This window comes from Massilia sp. UYP32 (genome assembly GCF_050434365.1).
Taxonomy (GTDB): Bacteria; Pseudomonadota; Gammaproteobacteria; order Burkholderiales; family Burkholderiaceae_D; genus Telluria; species Telluria timonae.
In genome coordinates this window covers 49,822-67,022 of sequence record NZ_JBNDIK010000021.1, presented here as the reverse complement: position 1 = coordinate 67,022, position 17,201 = coordinate 49,822, and the positions used below count along the sequence as shown (strand labels likewise).

General features: G+C 67.4%; 17 protein-coding genes. 10 read left to right on the top strand and 7 right to left on the bottom strand.

Going from position 1 to position 17,201, the window contains the following annotated elements; translation table 11 throughout:
• The first annotated feature begins 72 nt into the window (after positions 1–72).
• The 5 genes from ABIB42_RS17350 to ABIB42_RS17330 are packed head-to-tail and all read left to right on the top strand — an operon-like array spanning position 73 to position 5,707.
• The gene (locus ABIB42_RS17350; RefSeq protein ID WP_429248705.1) at positions 73–555 is read left to right on the top strand and encodes a CinA family protein; all 483 of its coding nucleotides are present in this window, start codon (positions 73–75) and stop codon (positions 553–555) included.
• A gap of 8 nt (positions 556–563) precedes the next feature.
• Complete coding sequence (locus ABIB42_RS17345) at positions 564–1,481, top strand: metallophosphoesterase family protein (protein ID WP_429248704.1); 918 nt, start codon at positions 564–566, stop codon at positions 1,479–1,481.
• A gap of 14 nt (positions 1,482–1,495) precedes the next feature.
• Positions 1,496–4,321: a M16 family metallopeptidase gene (locus tag ABIB42_RS17340; protein WP_429248703.1), complete on the top strand. Its 2,826-nt coding sequence runs from the start codon at positions 1,496–1,498 to the stop codon at positions 4,319–4,321.
• Positions 4,322–4,379: 58 nt separating this feature from the next.
• On the top strand, positions 4,380–4,736 hold the full coding sequence (locus tag ABIB42_RS17335) for an ArsR/SmtB family transcription factor (protein ID WP_005665031.1): 357 nt from the start codon (positions 4,380–4,382) through the stop codon (positions 4,734–4,736).
• Positions 4,733–5,707, top strand: coding sequence for a cation diffusion facilitator family transporter (locus ABIB42_RS17330; protein ID WP_005665030.1), 975 nt, complete (start codon positions 4,733–4,735; stop codon positions 5,705–5,707). The genes ABIB42_RS17335 and ABIB42_RS17330 overlap by 4 nt, the downstream gene beginning before the upstream one ends.
• 6 nt (positions 5,708–5,713) lie before the next feature.
• Here the strand turns inward: ABIB42_RS17330 and cysK are convergent, their stop codons facing one another.
• The 3 genes from cysK to tcdA are packed head-to-tail and all read right to left on the bottom strand — an operon-like array spanning position 5,714 to position 8,157.
• Positions 5,714–6,646: a cysteine synthase A gene (gene cysK / locus ABIB42_RS17325; RefSeq protein WP_429248702.1), complete on the bottom strand. Its 933-nt coding sequence runs from the start codon at positions 6,644–6,646 to the stop codon at positions 5,714–5,716.
• A 31-nt stretch (positions 6,647–6,677) separates the two neighbouring features.
• Positions 6,678–7,211 (bottom strand): FKBP-type peptidyl-prolyl cis-trans isomerase, encoded by a 534-nt coding sequence (locus ABIB42_RS17320; protein WP_005665028.1) that lies wholly within the window; start codon positions 7,209–7,211, stop codon positions 6,678–6,680.
• 43 nt (positions 7,212–7,254) lie between these two features.
• Positions 7,255–8,157, bottom strand: a complete 903-nt coding sequence (tcdA, locus tag ABIB42_RS17315) for a tRNA cyclic N6-threonylcarbamoyladenosine(37) synthase TcdA (RefSeq protein ID WP_429248701.1) — start codon at positions 8,155–8,157, stop codon at positions 7,255–7,257.
• Between the two features lie 111 nt (positions 8,158–8,268).
• Here tcdA and pdxH point away from each other — a divergent pair, with 111 nt between their 5' ends.
• Both pdxH and ABIB42_RS17305 read left to right on the top strand, forming a co-directional pair.
• Positions 8,269–9,480: a pyridoxamine 5'-phosphate oxidase gene (gene pdxH, locus ABIB42_RS17310; protein ID WP_312486137.1), complete on the top strand. Its 1,212-nt coding sequence runs from the start codon at positions 8,269–8,271 to the stop codon at positions 9,478–9,480.
• Between the two features lie 62 nt (positions 9,481–9,542).
• On the top strand, positions 9,543–10,772 hold the full coding sequence (locus tag ABIB42_RS17305; protein ID WP_429248700.1) for a class I SAM-dependent methyltransferase: 1,230 nt from the start codon (positions 9,543–9,545) through the stop codon (positions 10,770–10,772).
• Between the two features lie 51 nt (positions 10,773–10,823).
• Here the strand turns inward: ABIB42_RS17305 and msrA are convergent, their stop codons facing one another.
• Entirely contained in the window at positions 10,824–11,366 is a 543-nt protein-coding gene (msrA, locus tag ABIB42_RS17300) for a peptide-methionine (S)-S-oxide reductase MsrA (RefSeq protein ID WP_005665023.1), read from the bottom strand.
• A 135-nt stretch (positions 11,367–11,501) separates the two neighbouring features.
• Here msrA and ABIB42_RS17295 point away from each other — a divergent pair, with 135 nt between their 5' ends.
• Both ABIB42_RS17295 and ABIB42_RS17290 read left to right on the top strand, forming a co-directional pair.
• Entirely contained in the window at positions 11,502–12,011 is a 510-nt protein-coding gene (locus tag ABIB42_RS17295) for a flavin reductase family protein (protein ID WP_005665021.1), read from the top strand.
• A gap of 156 nt (positions 12,012–12,167) precedes the next feature.
• A complete protein-coding gene (locus tag ABIB42_RS17290) occupies positions 12,168–13,361 on the top strand; it encodes an acyl-CoA dehydrogenase (RefSeq protein WP_005665019.1) in 1,194 nt (397 codons plus the stop codon).
• Here ABIB42_RS17290 and ABIB42_RS17285 read toward each other — a convergent pair whose 3' ends face one another.
• Entirely contained in the window at positions 13,362–14,186 is an 825-nt protein-coding gene (locus tag ABIB42_RS17285; protein ID WP_429248699.1) for an oxygenase MpaB family protein, read from the bottom strand. It lies immediately after the preceding gene.
• Between the two features lie 127 nt (positions 14,187–14,313).
• Here ABIB42_RS17285 and ABIB42_RS17280 point away from each other — a divergent pair, with 127 nt between their 5' ends.
• A complete protein-coding gene (locus ABIB42_RS17280) occupies positions 14,314–16,272 on the top strand; it encodes a phosphatase PAP2 family protein (protein WP_429248698.1) in 1,959 nt (652 codons plus the stop codon).
• A 57-nt stretch (positions 16,273–16,329) separates the two neighbouring features.
• Here the strand turns inward: ABIB42_RS17280 and ABIB42_RS17275 are convergent, their stop codons facing one another.
• Together ABIB42_RS17275 and ABIB42_RS17270 are read right to left on the bottom strand one after the other, a co-directional pair.
• Positions 16,330–16,677, bottom strand: a complete 348-nt coding sequence (locus ABIB42_RS17275) for a hypothetical protein (RefSeq protein ID WP_005665014.1) — start codon at positions 16,675–16,677, stop codon at positions 16,330–16,332.
• 35 nt (positions 16,678–16,712) lie between these two features.
• Positions 16,713–17,177, bottom strand: coding sequence for a nuclear transport factor 2 family protein (locus ABIB42_RS17270; RefSeq protein WP_429248697.1), 465 nt, complete (start codon positions 17,175–17,177; stop codon positions 16,713–16,715).
• Positions 17,178–17,201: the final 24 nt, after the last annotated feature.

Genomic DNA, 17,201 nt, shown 5'->3' with positions numbered 1-17,201 from the left:
TAGAATGAAGCAAGTCCGACCGGTTTCCCGACGTGGCACCCGCCCGGCCGGCGGCTTGCAAAGGAGACCCACGTGACGAACGAACTCATCGACCTTGCCCAGAAAGTCAGCGACACCCTCGGCCCCAGGAACCTGATGCTGGCCGCCGCCGAATCCTGCACCGGCGGCGGCATCGCCTACACGCTCACCGCCATCCCCGGCTCGGGCGACTGGTTCGACTGCGGCTTCGTGACTTATTCGAACACCGCCAAGAACGAGATGCTGGACGTGCCCGACGCCGTGATCGCCCAGTTCGGCGCGGTCAGCGAAGAGGTAGCCGCCGCCATGGCCGCGGGCGCCGTGGCCAACAGCAATGCCGACATCGGCGTCTCGACCACCGGCATCGCCGGCCCGACCGGCGCCGTGCCCGGCAAGCCGATCGGCACCGTGTGCTTCGGCTGGGCGCGCGGCGACCATGTCCACACCGAACGCCTGGTGTTCCCCGGCGACCGCGAGGCGGTGCGCGAGCAGGCCATCGCCCACGCGCTGCGCGGCATCCTGCGCCTGGTGGAATAAGGCGGGCGATGGCGCCAGCATCCGGCCCGGTCGCGGGCGCCATCCTGCTGACGCTGGCCTTGTTGCCGTGCGTCGCCCAGGCGGATGCATCCACGGCGCATACAGTCTACGCGGCCGGCGACATCGCGCGCTGCAAGCATCCCGATCCGCGCTGGTCGGGCGCCGCCGCCACCGCGACCCTGGTCGAATGGGCGCTGCGCGCCGACCCCAGGGCCGTGGTGCTCACCCTGGGCGACCACACTTATCCGAATGGCACGGCGCGCGAATTCGCCGACTGCTATGGCCCGACCTGGGGGCGCTTTCGCGCGCGCACCTGGCCGGCGCCGGGCAACCACGAATACAACACCAAAGACGCCCTGCCCTATTTCGACTATTTCGGCGACCGCGCGCGCGGGGTCGACGGCAATGGCTATTACAGCCTGCGGCTGGGCAGCTGGCTGCTCGTGTCGCTCAACAGCAACCTGAAGGGCGACCAGCACGCGGCCCAGCTGGCGTGGCTGCGCGCCGAGCTGGAACGCAGCACCGCCTCTTGCACTCTCGCGTTCTGGCACCATCCTGCCTTCAGTTCCGGCGGCCACCGCGGCCCGGGCCGCATGCACGATGCCTGGGACATCCTGCATCGGGCCGGGGCCGAGCTGGTGCTGTCCGGCCACGACCACGACTACGAGCGTTTCGCGCCGCAGGATGCCCGGGGGCGGCCGGACCGCGCGCGCGGCCTGCGCCAGTTCGTGGTCGGCACCGGCGGCGCCTACGCCACGCCTTTCCTGCGTATCCGGGATAATAGCGAGGTGCGCGAAGCCAGCTTCGACGGCGTGCTGCGTCTGCGGCTGCTGGAGAATGGCTATGAGTGGCAATTCCTGGCCGCCGACCCGGAGCGGGTGCCGGCCGGGGCGACGCTCGACCGCGGCATCGGCAGTTGTCATTGAATTACGGAGAGTATTTGAACATTTCCACCCTGATGGTCCCGGTGATGCTGGCCGCCGCTCCGGCTAGCGCGGCGGGCCAGGTCCCGGACCAGCCCCCTGCGACCGCCTCGGCGCCGGTCCCGTCGATCGCCTTCGAAAAAACCGTGCTGCCCAACGGCCTGCAGCTGATCCTGGTCGAGGACAAGCGCCTGCCGATCGTGGCCGTCAACCTGTGGTACCACGTGGGCCCGGCCAACGAGGCGCCCGGCCTGACCGGCTTCGCCCACCTGTTCGAGCACATGATGTTCGCCGCCACCCGCCACATCCCGCGCGGCGAGGCCGACCGCCTGCTCGAAGGCGCCGGCGCGACCGACAGCAATGGCGGCACCGGCTTCGACAGCACCAGCTACTACGACACGGTGCCGAGCAACCAGCTGGAACTGGCGCTGTGGGTGCATGCCGACCGCATGGGCTACCTGCTGGACGTGCTCGACCAGCAGGCCTTGAGCAACCAGCAGGACGTGGTGCGCAACGAGCGCCGCCAGACCGTCGAGGGCGAGCCGTATGGCCTGGTCGAGGAAGCGCTGCTGCAGACGCTGTTCCCCAAGGGCCATCCATACGCGGCCTCGATCATCGGCTCGCACGCCGACATCCAGGGCGCGCGGCTGGAAGACGTGCGCGCATTCTTCACCAATTACTATGGCCCCAACAACGCCAGCCTGGTGATCGCCGGCGACATCGACAAGGGCAGGACGCGCGAACTGGTGCAGCGCTATTTCGGCAGCCTGCGGCGCGGGCCGGACGTCGTGCGTCCCACGGTGGTCACGCCTTCGATCACGGCCGAGCGCCGCGTCGTGGTGCGCGACCGGGTCGAGCTGCCGCGCGTGTTCATGGGCTGGCTGACGCCAGCCGCCTACCAGCCGGGCGACGCCGAGCTGGCGGTGGCCGCCACCATCCTCGGCGGCGGCAAATCGAGCCGCCTGTACAAATCGCTGGTGTACGAACGCCAGATCGCGCAAGACGTGTCGAGCACCCAGACCTCGCTGGCCTTGAGCTCGACCTTCGTGGTCGACGTCACCGCGCGCGCCGGCCACACGCCGCAGGAACTGGAAGCGGCGATCGACGCCGAGCTGGAACGGCTGCGCAAGGACGGCCCGACCGAACGGGAAGTCGAACGCGCCCGCAACAGCCTGGAGACGGCCCTGCTGGCGTCGCTCGAAAAGCTCGGCGGCGACGGCCTGGCCGAGCAGCTCAACCACTACAACCTGTACACGGGCGACCCGGGCTACCTGGCCAGGGACCTGGCGCGCCTGCGCAGCATCGACGCGGCGGCCGTGCAGCGCGCGGTGCAGACCTGGCTCAAGCCGGAGGCGCGCGCCGTGGTGACCGGCGTGCCCGGCAAGCCGAAGGTCGACGATCCGCGCGCGTCCAAGCCGGTCAAGACCGCGCCGCAGCCCGCCCAAGCTGCGCTCAACGAGGCCGAACCGTGGCGTGCGACGCCGCCCGTGGCCGGCCCGACGCCAAAGGTGACGCTGCCGCGCGGAGAGAGCTTCAAGCTCAAGAACGGTTTGACTGTGATCCACCACCACAATCCGGCGCTGCCGCTGGTCTCGAGCCAGCTGGTGGTGAAAAGCGGCGGCGCGGCCAATCCGGTCAAGCTGCCCGGCCTGGCCGGCTTCACGGCCCAGATGCTGGAAGAAGGCACGGCCACGCGCAGCGCGCCGCAGATCGCGGACGAGATCGCGCAACTGGGCGCCTTCATGGACACCGGCAGCAGCGACGACGTCTCGACCGTGTCGCTGCTGGCGCTGCGCGCGACCTTTGCGCGCGCACTCGAGGTGGTGGCCGACATCGTCCAGCATCCGGCCTTCCCGGCGGCCGAGATCGAGCGCCAGCGGCAGGACCGCCTGGGTTCCCTGACGCAGCAGCGCGACGACCCTGAAACAGTGGCAGCCCTCGCCGCGGCGGGCGCCCTGTTCGGCAGCGGGCATCCGAAGGCCTATGGCCAGCTGGGGCTCGAAGACGCGATCCGCGCCACTACCCGTGCGGACATCGCCGGCTTCTGGCAGCGCCACTACGTGCCCTCTAATGCGGCGCTGGTGGTCACCGGCGACATCACGCGCGCCGAGCTGGAAGCGCTGGCCGTGGCGCAATTCGGCGCCTGGCCGGCCGCCGACGCACCCGAGGTGAAGCCGGCCGAGACCCGTCCCACGGCGGCGCGCCTGGTGCTGGTCGACCAGCCGGACGCCGGTCAAACGGCGCTGCAGGTGGCCTGCATGGGCCCGAGTCGCGACACGCCCGACTTCCCGGCCCTGCAAGTGATGAACGGCGCGCTGGGCGGCATGTTCTCGAGCCGGCTCAACAACAACCTGCGCGAAACCAAAGGCTATACCTACGGCATCTACTCGCACTTCGACTACGACCGCACTCCGGCGCCGTTCTCGGTCGAGGCCAGCGTACAGCAGGACGCCACCGGAGAATCGGTGCGCGAGATCCTGCGCGAGATCGCGGCCATGCGCGAACAGCCCTTGTCGCAGGCCGAACTCGACGCGGCGCGCAATGCCCAGCTATTGTCGCTGCCGGGCCAGTTCGAGACCAATGCCGACATCGGCGCCAGCCTGACCGAGTTGTTCGTGTATGGCCTGGCGCCGGATTACTACGATCGCCTGGCGCGGGAGCTGGCGCAGGTCGGCGTGGAAGACGTGCGGAGAGTCGCGCGGGAGTATCTCGATCCGGACCGGATGATCGTGGTGGCGGTGGGCGAGCGGCGCAAGATCCTGCCGCAGTTGCAGAAGCTCGGGCTGGGACAGCCTGAAGAGCGCGACGACGACGGCCAGCCGCTGGACACGAAACGACGCTGAACAACACCGCGCTTGCCCGGCGCGGTTGTTTTCGCCTAACATATGAACATCTATTCACATGTTAGAGCCAAACTTGACGACCGCACACCCGCCTGCCCAACCGATCGCCCCACCGCCCGAGGAAGCGATCGGCCAGCTGGCCGACCTGTTCCACCTGCTGGGCGACCCGACCCGGCTGCGCATCGTGCTGGCTTGCCTGGCCCAGCCGACGGCGGTGGGCGATATCGCGGCCGGCCTGATGCTGTCCAGCTCGCTGGTCAGCCACCACCTGCGCCTGCTGCGCGCGGCCCGCATCGTCAAGGCCGAGCGCCAGGGCAAGCAGGTCTTTTATTCGGCTGCCGACGCCCACATCAGCAGCCTGCTCTCCACCATGTTCGAACACATCGCCGAACCCGCCAACGGAATGGACGCATGAACCACGCACACGACCACCAGCACGGACACGATCATCACGACCACGATCACGGCCATTCCCATGGCTTCGGACACCACCACCACCACATGCCCTCGCCCGATGGCCATGGCCGCGCCTTCGCACTGGCGATCGGCCTGAACCTGGCCTTCGTCATCGTCGAGTTCACCTACGGCTTCATCGCCCACTCCACCGCGCTGATGGCCGACGCCGGCCACAACCTGTCCGACGTGCTGGGCCTGATGCTGGCCTGGGGCGCCGCCCTGCTGGCCAAGAGCGCGCCCAAGGGCCGCTACACCTATGGCCTGCGCGGCTCGTCGATCCTGGCGGCGCTGGGCAACGGCCTGCTGCTGATGGTGGCCTGCGGCGCCATCGCCTGGGAGGCGGTGCAGCGCATCGCCGAGCCGGCGCCGGTGGCCGGCGCCACGGTCTCGATCGTGGCCGCCATTGGCGTCGTCATCAACGGCTTCTCGGCCTGGTTGTTTTTAGCCGGCAGCAAGGGCGACCTGAACATCCGCGGCGCCTACCTGCACATGGCGGCCGACGCCGCGCTGTCGCTGGGCGTGGTCATCTCGGGCCTGGCGATCATGTATTCGGGCTGGACCTGGATCGATCCGATCGTGAGCCTGGGGATCGTGGTGGTGATCGTGATCGGCACCTGGTCGCTGCTGCGCGAGTCGGTGCAGCTGTCGATGGCGGCCGTGCCGCCGAACGTCGACGCGGGCAAGGTGCAGGCCTTCCTGGCCGGCCAGCCCGGCGTGACCGAAGTCCATGACCTGCATATCTGGGCCATGAGCACGACCGAAACCGCGCTCACCGCCCACCTGGTGATCCCGGGCGGCTACCCGGGCGACGCGACGCTCGACGCCATCGAACACACGTTGCGCGAAAAGTATGCGATCCACCACTCCACGCTGCAGGTGGAACAGGGGACGATCCATCACCACTGCACCTTGCAGGGCCACGCGCACTGACGAGGTTCAGCCTGCCAGGTTGGCGTACAGTGCCGTGCTGAGGTAACGCTCGCCGAACGAGGGGATGATGACGACGATCAGCTTGCCTGCGTTCTCCGGCCGGCGCGCTACCTGGATCGCGGCCCACAGCGCCGCGCCCGACGAGATGCCGACCAGCAGCCCCTCCTCGCGCGCCGCGGCGCGCGCCGTCTCGAAGGCATCCTCGTTCTTCACGCAAATGACTTCGTCGTAGGACGCGGTATTCAGGACCTGCGGCACGAAGCCGGCCCCGATGCCCTGGATCGGGTGCGGGCCCTTGCTTCCCTTCGACAGCATCGGCGACGCCTCGGGTTCCACGGCGATCGCCTGGAAGCCTGGGCGGCGCGGGCGGATAGACTCGCTGACGCCGGTGATGGTGCCGCCGGTGCCGACGCCCGCGACCAGGATGTCGATCTTGCCGTCGGTGTCGCGCCAGATTTCCTCGGCCGTGGTGCGGCGGTGCACCTCGGGGTTGGCGGGATTGTTGAATTGCTGGGGCATGAAGGCGTGCGGATCGTTCGCAACGATCTCTTCGGCGCGCCGGATGGCGCCCAGCATGCCCTCGCTGCCGGGCGTGAGCACCAGCTCGGCGCCGTAGGCGCGCAGCAGCATGCGCCGCTCGTTGCTCATGGTCTCGGGCATCACCAGCTTGCAGCGGTAGCCGCGCGCCGCGCACACCATCGCCAGCGCGATGCCGGTATTGCCGCTGGTGGGTTCGACGACCGTGGTGTCGGGGGTGATGAGGCCGGCCGCCTCGGCGGCCTCGATCATGGCCAGGCCGATGCGGTCCTTGACGCTGTGCGCGGGATTGTGGAATTCGAGCTTGCCGACCAGGTCGGCCTTGCTCTCCATCGCCAGCTTGCGGATGCGCACCAGCGGGGTATTGCCAATCAGTTCAGTGACATCGTTCGCGATTCTCATGCCGCCTCCCGTTGTCGAACAAATTTTGACGTTATCGGACGTCCAGCAGTTCCACGTCGAAGATCAGGTCGGAATCGGGCGGGATCACGCCGCCGCCCGCGCCGCGCTTGCCGTAGGCCAGCGCGCTCGGGATGATCAGGGTGCGCTTGCCGCCGACCTTCATGCCGGCCACGCCCTGCTCCCAGCCCTTGATGACGCGGCCCGCGCCGAGCTGGAACTCGAGCGGCTCGCGGCCTGGCTCGAGCGAGGAGTCGAACTTGCGGCCGCGCTGCTGCCGGGCCAGCGGCTTGTGGAACCAGCCGGAGTAGTTGACCACGACATTGCTGCCCAGCGTCGCTTCCTTGCCGGTGCCGACCACGCGGTCGACGATCTCGACCTGGGGCGCCGGGGCCTCGGCCACCGGCGCCGGAACCTGGTTGTCAGGCGGCGCGACCGGCGGCGTGCTCGACTGCTGCACGTCCGGCGGCGGCTGGGTGGTCGGCTTGCTGGCGTCCTGCGCGCCTTCCTGCGCCTGGACGCTCGCAGCGGCCAGCAGCAGTGCAATGAATGCGGATCGACGAATCATGAGTGCTCTTCCAAGAATAGGCAACCGGACGGTTGCAACAATCTTATGATAACAAGGCCGCTTCGGCTTGCACAGTTTGCCCTGCCGGGACCGCACCGGCCTCCAGGGCCGCCTCTGCAGCCTTGGCGGCAGCCGCCGCCTCGGCCAGCCGGCGCAGCACCTGGCCGGCCGTTACCATGCCGAAGGTCGCGGTGACGACCATGCTCGAACCGAAACCGGCGCAGTTCAGGCCCGTGATGCTGTTCGGATCGACCGCGCAGGCATCGCCAGCATCGGGATAGCGCAGCGGTTCCATCGAGAACACGGCGTCGATATGGTATTTCTGCTTTTCGCCGCGCGAAAAGCCGTATTGCGCGCGCAGGATCTTGCGCACTTTCTTGAGCAGCGGTTCTTGCTCGGTGCGGGCCAGGTCGCGGATCTCGACCTTGGTCGGATCGATCTGGCCGCCCGCGCCGCCCACCACCACCAGCGGCATCTTGTTGGCGCTGCACCAGGCGATCAGGGCCGCCTTCGGTTTCACGCTGTCGATGGCGTCGACCACGTAATCGAAATTCTTGTCGGCGATCATTGCCGGGATGTTCTCGACGTCGATAAAATCCTCGACCAGCGTGACCTGGCAGAACGGATTGATCTGGGCGATGCGTTGCTTGAGCGCCTCGATCTTGGCCATGCCGACGGTCGACGACAGCGCCTGGATCTGGCGGTTGATGTTCGACTCGGCCACATTGTCGAGGTCGATCAGGGTCAGGCGGCCGACCGCGCTGCGCGCCAGCGCCTCGACCACCCACGAGCCGACGCCGCCGACGCCGATCACGCAGACGTGCGCCGCGCGGAAACGTTCCAGCGCACGCTCACCGTACAGGCGTGCGATGCCGCCGAAGCGGCGCGCAAAGTCGACTTCCTCGTCCAACGTTGCCGAAAAGAGCTGAGTGTTGATCTGGTTCATCCCAATATTGTAGCGGACAGCACTTTCGCATCTGCACTAAAATACCTCTTAGATAACCAAATAGTGGTGCGCCAAACTTGTCGCGTGTCACTAAAATGCCACTGGATTGCCATGAGCTCGCTGCTGCCCGACACCGCCCCCGATTTCGATCAACCGATCGCCGTGCTCAAGCATTGCCACGGACGCATCCGCAAGCAGCTCGCGACCCTGGAAAAGCTGCTGGAACACCTGCCCCAGCACGGCGCCGACGACCAGGCGCGCCAGGCGGCAAGCGCGGTGCTGCGCTATTTCGACAAGGCCGCCCACCTGCACCACGACGACGAGGAGCAGGACCTGATCCCGATGCTGCGCGCCACCGCCCAGGGCGACGACGCCGCCATCCTGCAGGCGCTGGCGCCGACCATCCTGCAAGACCACAAGGATATGGATGCGTTGTGGCAAGACCTGCACGAGCAGCTGACCGCCATCGCCGAAGGCACGGGCACGGTGCTGTCGGAAAGCCAGGTGCGGCGCTTCGTGGCCAGCTATACCTCCCACATGGAGCGCGAGGAAAGCAATATTGCGCCGATGGCGCTGCGCCTGTTCTCGCCGGAGCAGATGGCGCGCCTGGGCCAGGCCATGCAACTGCGGCGCGGCATCGCGGCATCGGGAACACCTGCGACTACGCCGCTGTCACCGGCCCTGGGCCAGGCCGTGGCCGATCTGCGCAAGGACTACGGCCAGGCCAGCCTCGACGAAGCCGACGTGCTGGACGACCCGATCGACCAGTTCACGGCCTGGTTCGAGCAGGCCCTGAAGGCCGAGGTGAATGAACCGAATGCGATGTCGCTGTCCACCGTGGCCGCCAATGGCCGCCCGAGCTCGCGCATCGTGCTGGTCAAGCAATTCGATGCGCGCGGCTTCTCGTGGTACACGAATTACGACAGCAAGAAGGGTTCGGATTTGCGCGAAAACAGTGTCGCCGCATTGCTGTTCTTCTGGAGCGAACTCGAACGCCAGGTACGCATCGAAGGTCGTGTGGAGCGCACTGCACCGGAGGAAAGCGACCGTTATTTCCGCAGCCGTCCACTCAAGAGCCGGCTGTCGGCGATCGCCTCGAAGCAGAGCGCGCCGATCGCCAGCCGTGCGCAACTCGAACAGAACTATGACGTCGTGGCGCAGGGGGCCGGCGAGGATCCGGCGCGTCCCGACAACTGGGGCGGCTACCGCCTGATCCCCGACCGTATCGAATTCTGGCAAGGCCGGCGTTCGCGCTTCCATGACCGCATCGTCTACGAGCGGCGGGAAGACGGCGGCTGGACGCGCCAGCGTTTGCAACCGTAGTTTGCAACCGTAACCGGCCAGGAGCCGCGGCCGGCTACGCCTTTGATAAAAAGGGGTGGACCGTGTTCGATCAGATCAAGCTGTCGGCCTGGCAAGCAGGCCTGCGCGGCAAATTGCCGCAACTGTCACTGCCGCTGCGCGTGGAGCTGTGGAACGGTGAACGCATCGACCTGTCGCCCGATCCGCCACGGGTCACCATCCGCATCCCCGGCCCCGCCGCGCTGCGCTACCTGCGCTCCCCTTCCCTGTACAGCCTGGGCCGCGCCTACGTCGAAGGCGCGATCGAGGTGATGGGGCGTGCGGCCGACATCATCGCCATCGGCAATGCGCTGGCGGCGTCCGGAGGGGTATCCGGCCCCGACACCAGGGGCGGCCGCCTGGCCGACGCGCTGGGCTTGCGGAAACACCACACGCGCGAATCCGACCGCGACGCGATCCGCTACCACTACGACGTCTCCAACGAGTTCTACGCCGCCTGGCTCGATCCCGGCATGGTGTATTCCTGCGCCTACTTCGAGGGAGGCGACGAAGACCTGGCCACCGCGCAGGTCAAGAAGATCGACCACATCCTGCGCAAGATCGACCTGCGTCCCGGCCAGACCCTGCTCGACATCGGCTGCGGCTGGGGGGCGCTGGCGCTGCGCGCGGCCGAAAAATTCGGCGCGCGCTGCGTGGGCATCACGCTGTCCGAAAACCAGGCCGCGCTGGCGCGCGAACGGGTAGCAAAAGCCGGGCTGCAAGACCGGATCGAGATCCGGCTGCAGGACTACCGCGACGTCGACGGCCGCTTCGAGCGCATCACCAGCGTGGGCATGTTCGAGCACGTCGGCGTGCAGCACCTGAAGGATTATTTCGCGCGGGTCGCCGACCTGCTGGCCCCTGGCGGCGTGGCAATGAATCACGGGATCACCACCACCGACGTCGACAATGGCGCGACGCCCTACGGCGGTGGCCAGTTCATCGACGAATACGTGTTCCCGCAGGGAGAATTGGCGCACCTGGCCACCGTGGTGCGGGCGATGCAGGAAGGCGGCCTGGAAGTGCGCGACGTGGAAAACCTGCGCCGCCACTACGCCCATACCTGCGCGCTCTGGACCGACAATTTCGAGAGCAATGCGGCCCACATCCGCACCCTGACCGATCCGAAGCGCTTCCGCATCTGGCACGTGTACCTGGCCGGCTGCGCCTACGCCTTCGCCCACGACCGGATCAGCCTGTACCAGATCGTGTGCGGCAAGACGGGAAGCGACGTGGCGCAGCTGCCGTGGTCGAGGAGGTATATGTATGCCTGAATGTCTGCCTGAATGTCTGCCTGAATGTCTGCCTGAGTCCCTGCCCGACCATCAGGCCTTCAGGCGATCCGTGAAGGTCTTGCGGAACTTGGCCACCTTCGGCGCCACCACGAAGGCGCAATAGCCCTGCAGCGGGTGCTGGGCGAAATAGTTCTGGTGATAGTCCTCGGCCTTGTACCAGGTTTCCTGGGGCTTGACCTCGGTGACGATCGGCGCATCCCACACCAGGCCCATCTCGCCGATCACCTTGTGCGCGATCTCGGCCTGTTCCGGCGAGGTGGTAAAGATCACCGAGCGGTACTGCGTGCCGACGTCATTGCCCTGGCGGTTCAGGGTGGTCGGGTCGTGGATGGTGAAAAAGATCTCGAGGATGTCGCGGTAGCTGATCACGGCAGGATCGAATTCGAGACGCACCACCTCGGCGTGGCCGGTGGCGCCGCCGCACACCGCCTCATAGGTCGGATGGTCGACCTGGCCGCCCATATAGCCGGATTCGACGCGGGTGACGCCGCGCGCCTCGAGGTAAACCGCTTCGACGCACCAGAAGCATCCTCCGCCGAGGATGGCGACTTCGGCTGCTTTTTGCTCACTCATAGTTCACCTTGGCATTTGTCAGATTAGATATCCTTTAATGTAGCGCAAAGTGCCCCATCCTGCATCGAACTGCCTGCATACGCGGCAAGGACTCCCCCGACGATGGCATAATGAGCGCCAACGTTCAGGAATCGCATGAATACACTTTCCGCCCGCGCCACGACGCGCGGCTTCGATACAACACATTTCCGCCACGCCCTGTCGCAATTCGCGACCGGCGTGACCGTCATTACCACGCGCCTGGCCGACGGGAGCTTTCGCGGCCTGACCGCCAGCTCCTTCAATTCGGTCTCGCTCGACCCGCCGCTGGTCTTGTGGAGCCTGGGCGCCGGCGCCAACAGCCTGCCCATTTTCAGCGGCAACTCGCACTACGTGATCAATGTGCTGTCGGCCGGCCAGCAAGAACTGGCGCTGCGCTTCTCGCGCCGCACCGAGAATCCGTTCGAGGGCGTCGAGTACGAACTGTCGCGCACCGGCCTGCCGATCCTGAAAGGCGTGTCGGCGTGGTTCGAATGCCACAACCGCAGCCGCTATCCCGAAGGCGACCATGTCATCTTCGTCGGCGAGGTCGAGGAGTGCCAGGTCCATCCGCAATCGGCCCTGATCTTCCACGGCGGCAAGTTCGGCAGCACGGCGCCGCGCTGACCTTGTCAGCTTGCCGTCAGCACGGCAGGATGCATCGATAAAAAATGAAAATGCCTGTCGCAGTTTCAAAAGATGCGGGTGCGGCACGTTTCTATAATGTTCAGGCGCGCCGCGCGTGCTACCGACCAAACTAGAACTTAGAGACAGGATTTTGCGATGACCCGTACCGACTCGTCCAAGAAAGCTTCTTTCCACTGGGATGACCCGCTGCTGCTGAACAGCCAGCTGACTGACGACGAGCGCATGGTGCGCGACGCGGCGGCGGCCTATTGCCAGGACAAGCTGCAGCCGCGCATTCTCGAGGCGTTCCGCCACGAGACCATGGACGTCTCGATCTTCCGCGAAATGGGCGAGCTGGGCCTCTTGGGCCCGACCATTCCCGAACAGTACGGCGGCCCCGGCCTCAACTACGTCGCCTATGGCCTGATCGCGCGCGAGGTCGAGCGCGTCGACTCCGGCTACCGCTCGATGATGAGCGTGCAATCCTCGCTGGTGATGGTGCCGATCTTTGAATTCGGCAATGAAGAAACGCGCCAGAAATACCTGCCGAAGCTGGCCACCGGCGAGTGGATCGGCTGCTTCGGCCTGACCGAACCCAACCACGGCTCGGACCCGGCCTCGATGGTCACCCGCGCGCGCAAGGTGGACGGCGGTTACAGCCTGACCGGCAGCAAGATGTGGATCACCAACTCGCCGGTCGCCGACGTGTTCGTGGTGTGGGCCAAGGACGACGAAGGCGCGATCCGCGGCTTCGTGCTCGAGAAAGGCTGGAAAGGCCTGTCGGCGCCGGCGATCCACGGCAAGTTCGGCCTGCGCGCCTCGGTCACCGGCGAAATCGTCATGGACAATGTGTTCTGCCCGGAAGAAAACGCGTTCCCGGACGTGCGCGGCCTGAAGGGCCCGTTCACCTGCCTGAACTCGGCGCGCTACGGCATCGCCTGGGGCGCGCTGGGCGCGGCCGAAGACTGCTGGCACACCGCGCGCCGGTACACGATGGACCGCACCCAGTTCGGCAAACCCCTGGCGGCGAACCAGCTGGTGCAGAAGAAGCTGGCCGACATGCAGACCGAGATCACCCTCGGCCTGCAAGGGTGCCTGCGCCTGGGCCGCATGAAGGACGAAGGCACGGCGGCGGTCGAGATCACCTCGATCATGAAGCGCAACTCGTGCGGCAAGGCGCTGGACATCGCCCGCGTCGCGCGCGACATGCTGGGCGGTAACGGCATCTCGGACGAGTTCGGCATCATCCGCCACATGGTCAACCTCGAGGTGGTCAACACCTATGAAGGCACGCACGACATCCACGCCCTGATCCTGGGCCGCGCCCAGACCGGCATCGCGGCGTTCTGATCAACGTTGGGCGACGCGCCGCGCGGCCTGGGCCTGCGGCGTGTCGCCCAGCGGCGCCAGCGCGGCGCCCCGCGCCAGGGCGCGCACCAGCGCCGCTTCGCCGAAACGCAGTCCCCGCCCGCGCAGCTGCGGCAGCGAGCGCACCGGCTCGGGTGTGATCTCCGCCGCCGCGCGCACCAGCAGGCGCTGCAATGGACGCAGGGGCGCCGGCACGATGGGGGCCGCGCCCATGATCCGCATGAAATCCGCGAGGATGCTCGATCCTTCCAGCCCCGGCGCGGCCTGCGCCAGCAGCGTCTCCCATTCCAGCCATGAACGCGGTGCGCCGGTCGCGCCATACAGGCGCGCTGCCGGCTCCGATTCGGCGAAGGCGGCGTCCTTCTCGGCAGCGGACAGCGGCCGGACGTAGCGGTGATAGGCCTCGGTGAACCCGAACGAGGCGGTCGCCTGCACCCAGTCGAGCAGGCGCGGATCGTTGGCGTGGTAGGCGCGGCCGTCGGGCGTGCGGCCCTCGACCCGCCCGTGCATGCGCACCACGCGCGCGATCATCTTCTCGGCCTCTGAGCGGGGGCCATACACCGTCATCATCGCCGCGAAGCCGGTGCGGCGCAGGCGCGTGCCCGGATCGCGCTGGAAGCTGCTGTGGTCCCATACGCCCGAGCGCACCGACGGCTCGGCCAGTTCCAGCAGCACCGCCGTCACCCCGCCCACGAACAGGGCGACCGGGTTGGCGAAGACCTGCCACGCAATGCCGTCATGCGGCGCCAGCGCCGGCTCGCCCGCGGGCTGGCTGAAATCGCAGGCCATGCCCGCAGGCGCTTGCATCAAGTCCCGTACCGCATTCAACATCGCTGCCTCTCCTCTGATGCCCAGGTTCGTCACGAAGACGTCACACGGCATTCATATCATCCCTTCACTTTTTCTGCCTCACAATCCATTGAAGGGTTAGCCCATGCATTACGCCAGTCCACTGCGCCGCCTTCCGCTCGCCATCGCCATCGGCGCCATTCTCGCCCTGAGCGCCTGCGGCGGTTCCGATCACCATGACGATGCCGACGTCGTCGTCGTGCTTCCGCCGGCGCCGGCCGACCAGGGCGCGGCCGATACCGCGCCGGTCCCTGCCGTCACGGCCTTCGTGGACACCGTCGCCACCAACCAGCGCGGCGACGCCCGCTACGCCACCCTGGCCACGAATGCCGGCGTGCGCGTGCTTGGCGGCATGCTCGACGTCTGGAAGCCGCTCACCGAGATCGTCGACGCCGGCCAGGCAGCCCCGGCCGTGGAAGGCTTCCCCGCCGTCGTCGCCTCGAGCTGGACCGGCTTGCCGAACGACGGCACGCCCGGCGGCACGGTCGTCAACGCGCAAGTGCACAACGCGAACATCGACTACGTGGTCAGGGCCACCGCCAGCCGCACGCCCGAACAGGCCTTGCTGGCCTACCTCGACGACCGGCGCGGCAAGGGCTACAGCACCGCCAGCGGCATGGGCCCGCTGACCGACGCCTGGCGCAGCGCCGCGCGCCAGACCACCACCATCAACGACATGCCGCAGGACGCCGTCAGCGTCAAGTACGAGGACGGCGGCAACAACAACGGCGTCGGCGGCGACGCCAATCCCGAGTTCGGCAAGGTGATCGACCTGGTCAACGCGATGGGCGCGAACGGCTCGACCGAGCCGGCCAAGCGCTTCTACAAGTACGCGCGGCCATACCGCTGGAGCAGCGCGGTGCAGGTGGTGCCGCAGCTGGAGCCGGCCAAGAGCTCCACGCCGGGCACCGACGGCGGCTTCACCAGCGGCCACTCGGCGGAAGCCACCCGCAACGCCGTCGCCATGGCCTATGTGGTGCCGGAACGCTTCCAGGAACTGGTCGGCCGCGGCCTGGAGCTCGGCGAAAGCCGCATCCTGGCCGGCATGCATTCGCCGCTGGACGTGATCAGCGGCCGCGTGCAGGCGCAGGCCGTCGCCGCGGCCAACCTGATCGCCGCCGGCGCCACCACCCGCGCCGCCGCCCGCGCCCAGGCGCAAACGACGCTGATGAAGCTGACCAGCACGACGCCGGCCACCTTCGCGAACTACGCCGCCTCGGGCCTACCTGCCAATGACCGCTTCGCCGACTATGCCGCCAGCCGCGCAAATTATCTGCGCCGCATGACCTATGGCCTGCCGCAGATCGGCTCGGCCACCGCGCCGGCGGTGGTGCCGAAAGGCGCCGAGGTGATGCTGGAAACCCGCCTGCCCTACCTGAGCGAGGCGCAGCGCCGGGTGGTGCTGAAGACGACGGCGATCCCTTCCGGCTACCCGGTGCTGGACGATCCTGAAGGCTGGGGCCGGTTGAACCTGTTCGCCGCCGCGGAAGGCTATGGCGTCTTCACCGGCAACGTGGTGGTGAACATGGACGCAAGCAAGGGCGGCTTCCATGCCGTCGACCGCTGGCGCAACGACATCTCGGGCAGCGGCAAGCTGGTCAAGCAAGGCAGCGGCGTGCTGAAGCTGGGCGGCAGGAACAGCTGGAGCGGCGGCGCCCAGGTCGAGGGCGGCGCGCTCGAAGCGCTGTCGATGACCGCCTTCGGCACCGGCGAGGTGTATGTCGCCGGCGGCGCCACGGTGGTCAACAATACGGCGGGCACGCTGGCGCTGGCGAAGGGGTACACCCAGCTCGCGGGCGCCACGCTCGAAATGCGCGTCGGCGCGGTGACCCACGGCCACCTGAGCGTCAGCGGCGCGGTGACGATCGGCGGCGGCACGCTGCGCATCGCGTTCCAGAACGGCTACAAGCCGGCGGCCGGCGCGACGCTGAAGGTCATCACCGCGGGCAGCCTGAAGGGCAAGTTCGAGACCATCACGGTCGAGGGCTACACGGTGACGCCGACCTATACCGCGACCGGGCTGGAACTGCGCCTGGGCGCTTGAGATCATGACGCCGATGTAGAAAGGGCCGGGAGCGATCCCGGCCCTTTTCAGTCTGGCTTATTCGTCGAAGTCTTCGGCCAGGTTCTTCCAGCCGCGGCTCTTGGCGAAGGCCGCGAATTCCTCGGGCGCTTCGAGCACGATCAGGCGGCTTTCCTGCAGGCCCGGATCGCTGTGGCCGAAGTCCGGCCCCTTGTAGCCGACCGCGCGCAGGCGGTCGATGATCTGGCGCACCAGGACGGTGTCCTTGTAGGCGCCCGGTTCGAGCTTGGCCGCGAACTTCACGTACACGTCAATGATCCCGTAGCCCTCGTCGAAGATGGTGATGTTCTTCACGTCGAGGGTACGGCCTTGCCCATCCTTGGCCTGGAAGGCGCCGGACAGTTCGATATCGGATTCGGTAGTCATGGCGCCAGCATATCACCGGCGCGCACGGCGCGGCGTCAGTGATCGTAGCTGAGCACCCGCAGCAGCTTCCACGCGCCCGCTTCGCGCGCCCAGACCATCGAGAAACGGTAGACGCTGCAGCCTTCGGGCTCGCTGGGCGAGGGCTTGTTGCAGAAGCGGTGCTTGCCGATATGCATGGCATGGTTCGGACCGGACGGAAAGACCTCGAAGGTGTCGAGCAAGGCTTCGCGCCGGAGCCGGTTCGGCGCCGCGAAATTCCTTTCGAAGACGGCGATATTCTCGTCGTAGCCGGTCACGCCGCCGCGATCGTGATAGAACTCGAGGCGCCGGCTGAAGCCTTCCTTCATTGGCCCGATATCACGCGCGTTCAGGCCGCCGAACAGGCGCGCGTCGGCGGCCGTGATCTCGGCCGCCAGGCGCGCCCGGTCCGGACCCTCGTCGGCGCCCACCGCCATGGCGCTTGCCGCCATCAGGCATGCCGTAATCCATCCCTTGTTCATGTTCACCCCCGCTCCCTGGATGAG

Coding starts and splice junctions, on each gene's coding strand:
- ABIB42_RS17345 (WP_429248704.1), top strand. CDS start 564: ATGGCGCCAGCATCCGGCCCGGTCGCGGGCGCCATCCTGCTGACGCTG.
- ABIB42_RS17335 (WP_005665031.1), top strand. CDS start 4,380: ATGTTAGAGCCAAACTTGACGACCGCACACCCGCCTGCCCAACCGATC.
- ABIB42_RS17330 (WP_005665030.1), top strand. CDS start 4,733: ATGAACCACGCACACGACCACCAGCACGGACACGATCATCACGACCAC.
- cysK (WP_429248702.1), bottom strand. CDS start 6,646: ATGAGAATCGCGAACGATGTCACTGAACTGATTGGCAATACCCCGCTG.
- ABIB42_RS17320 (WP_005665028.1), bottom strand. CDS start 7,211: ATGATTCGTCGATCCGCATTCATTGCACTGCTGCTGGCCGCTGCGAGC.
- tcdA (WP_429248701.1), bottom strand. CDS start 8,157: ATGAACCAGATCAACACTCAGCTCTTTTCGGCAACGTTGGACGAGGAA.
- pdxH (WP_312486137.1), top strand. CDS start 8,269: ATGAGCTCGCTGCTGCCCGACACCGCCCCCGATTTCGATCAACCGATC.
- msrA (WP_005665023.1), bottom strand. CDS start 11,366: ATGAGTGAGCAAAAAGCAGCCGAAGTCGCCATCCTCGGCGGAGGATGC.
- ABIB42_RS17295 (WP_005665021.1), top strand. CDS start 11,502: ATGAATACACTTTCCGCCCGCGCCACGACGCGCGGCTTCGATACAACA.
- ABIB42_RS17290 (WP_005665019.1), top strand. CDS start 12,168: ATGACCCGTACCGACTCGTCCAAGAAAGCTTCTTTCCACTGGGATGAC.
- ABIB42_RS17285 (WP_429248699.1), bottom strand. CDS start 14,186: ATGCAAGCGCCTGCGGGCATGGCCTGCGATTTCAGCCAGCCCGCGGGC.
- ABIB42_RS17280 (WP_429248698.1), top strand. CDS start 14,314: ATGCATTACGCCAGTCCACTGCGCCGCCTTCCGCTCGCCATCGCCATC.
- ABIB42_RS17275 (WP_005665014.1), bottom strand. CDS start 16,677: ATGACTACCGAATCCGATATCGAACTGTCCGGCGCCTTCCAGGCCAAG.
- ABIB42_RS17270 (WP_429248697.1), bottom strand. CDS start 17,177: ATGAACAAGGGATGGATTACGGCATGCCTGATGGCGGCAAGCGCCATG.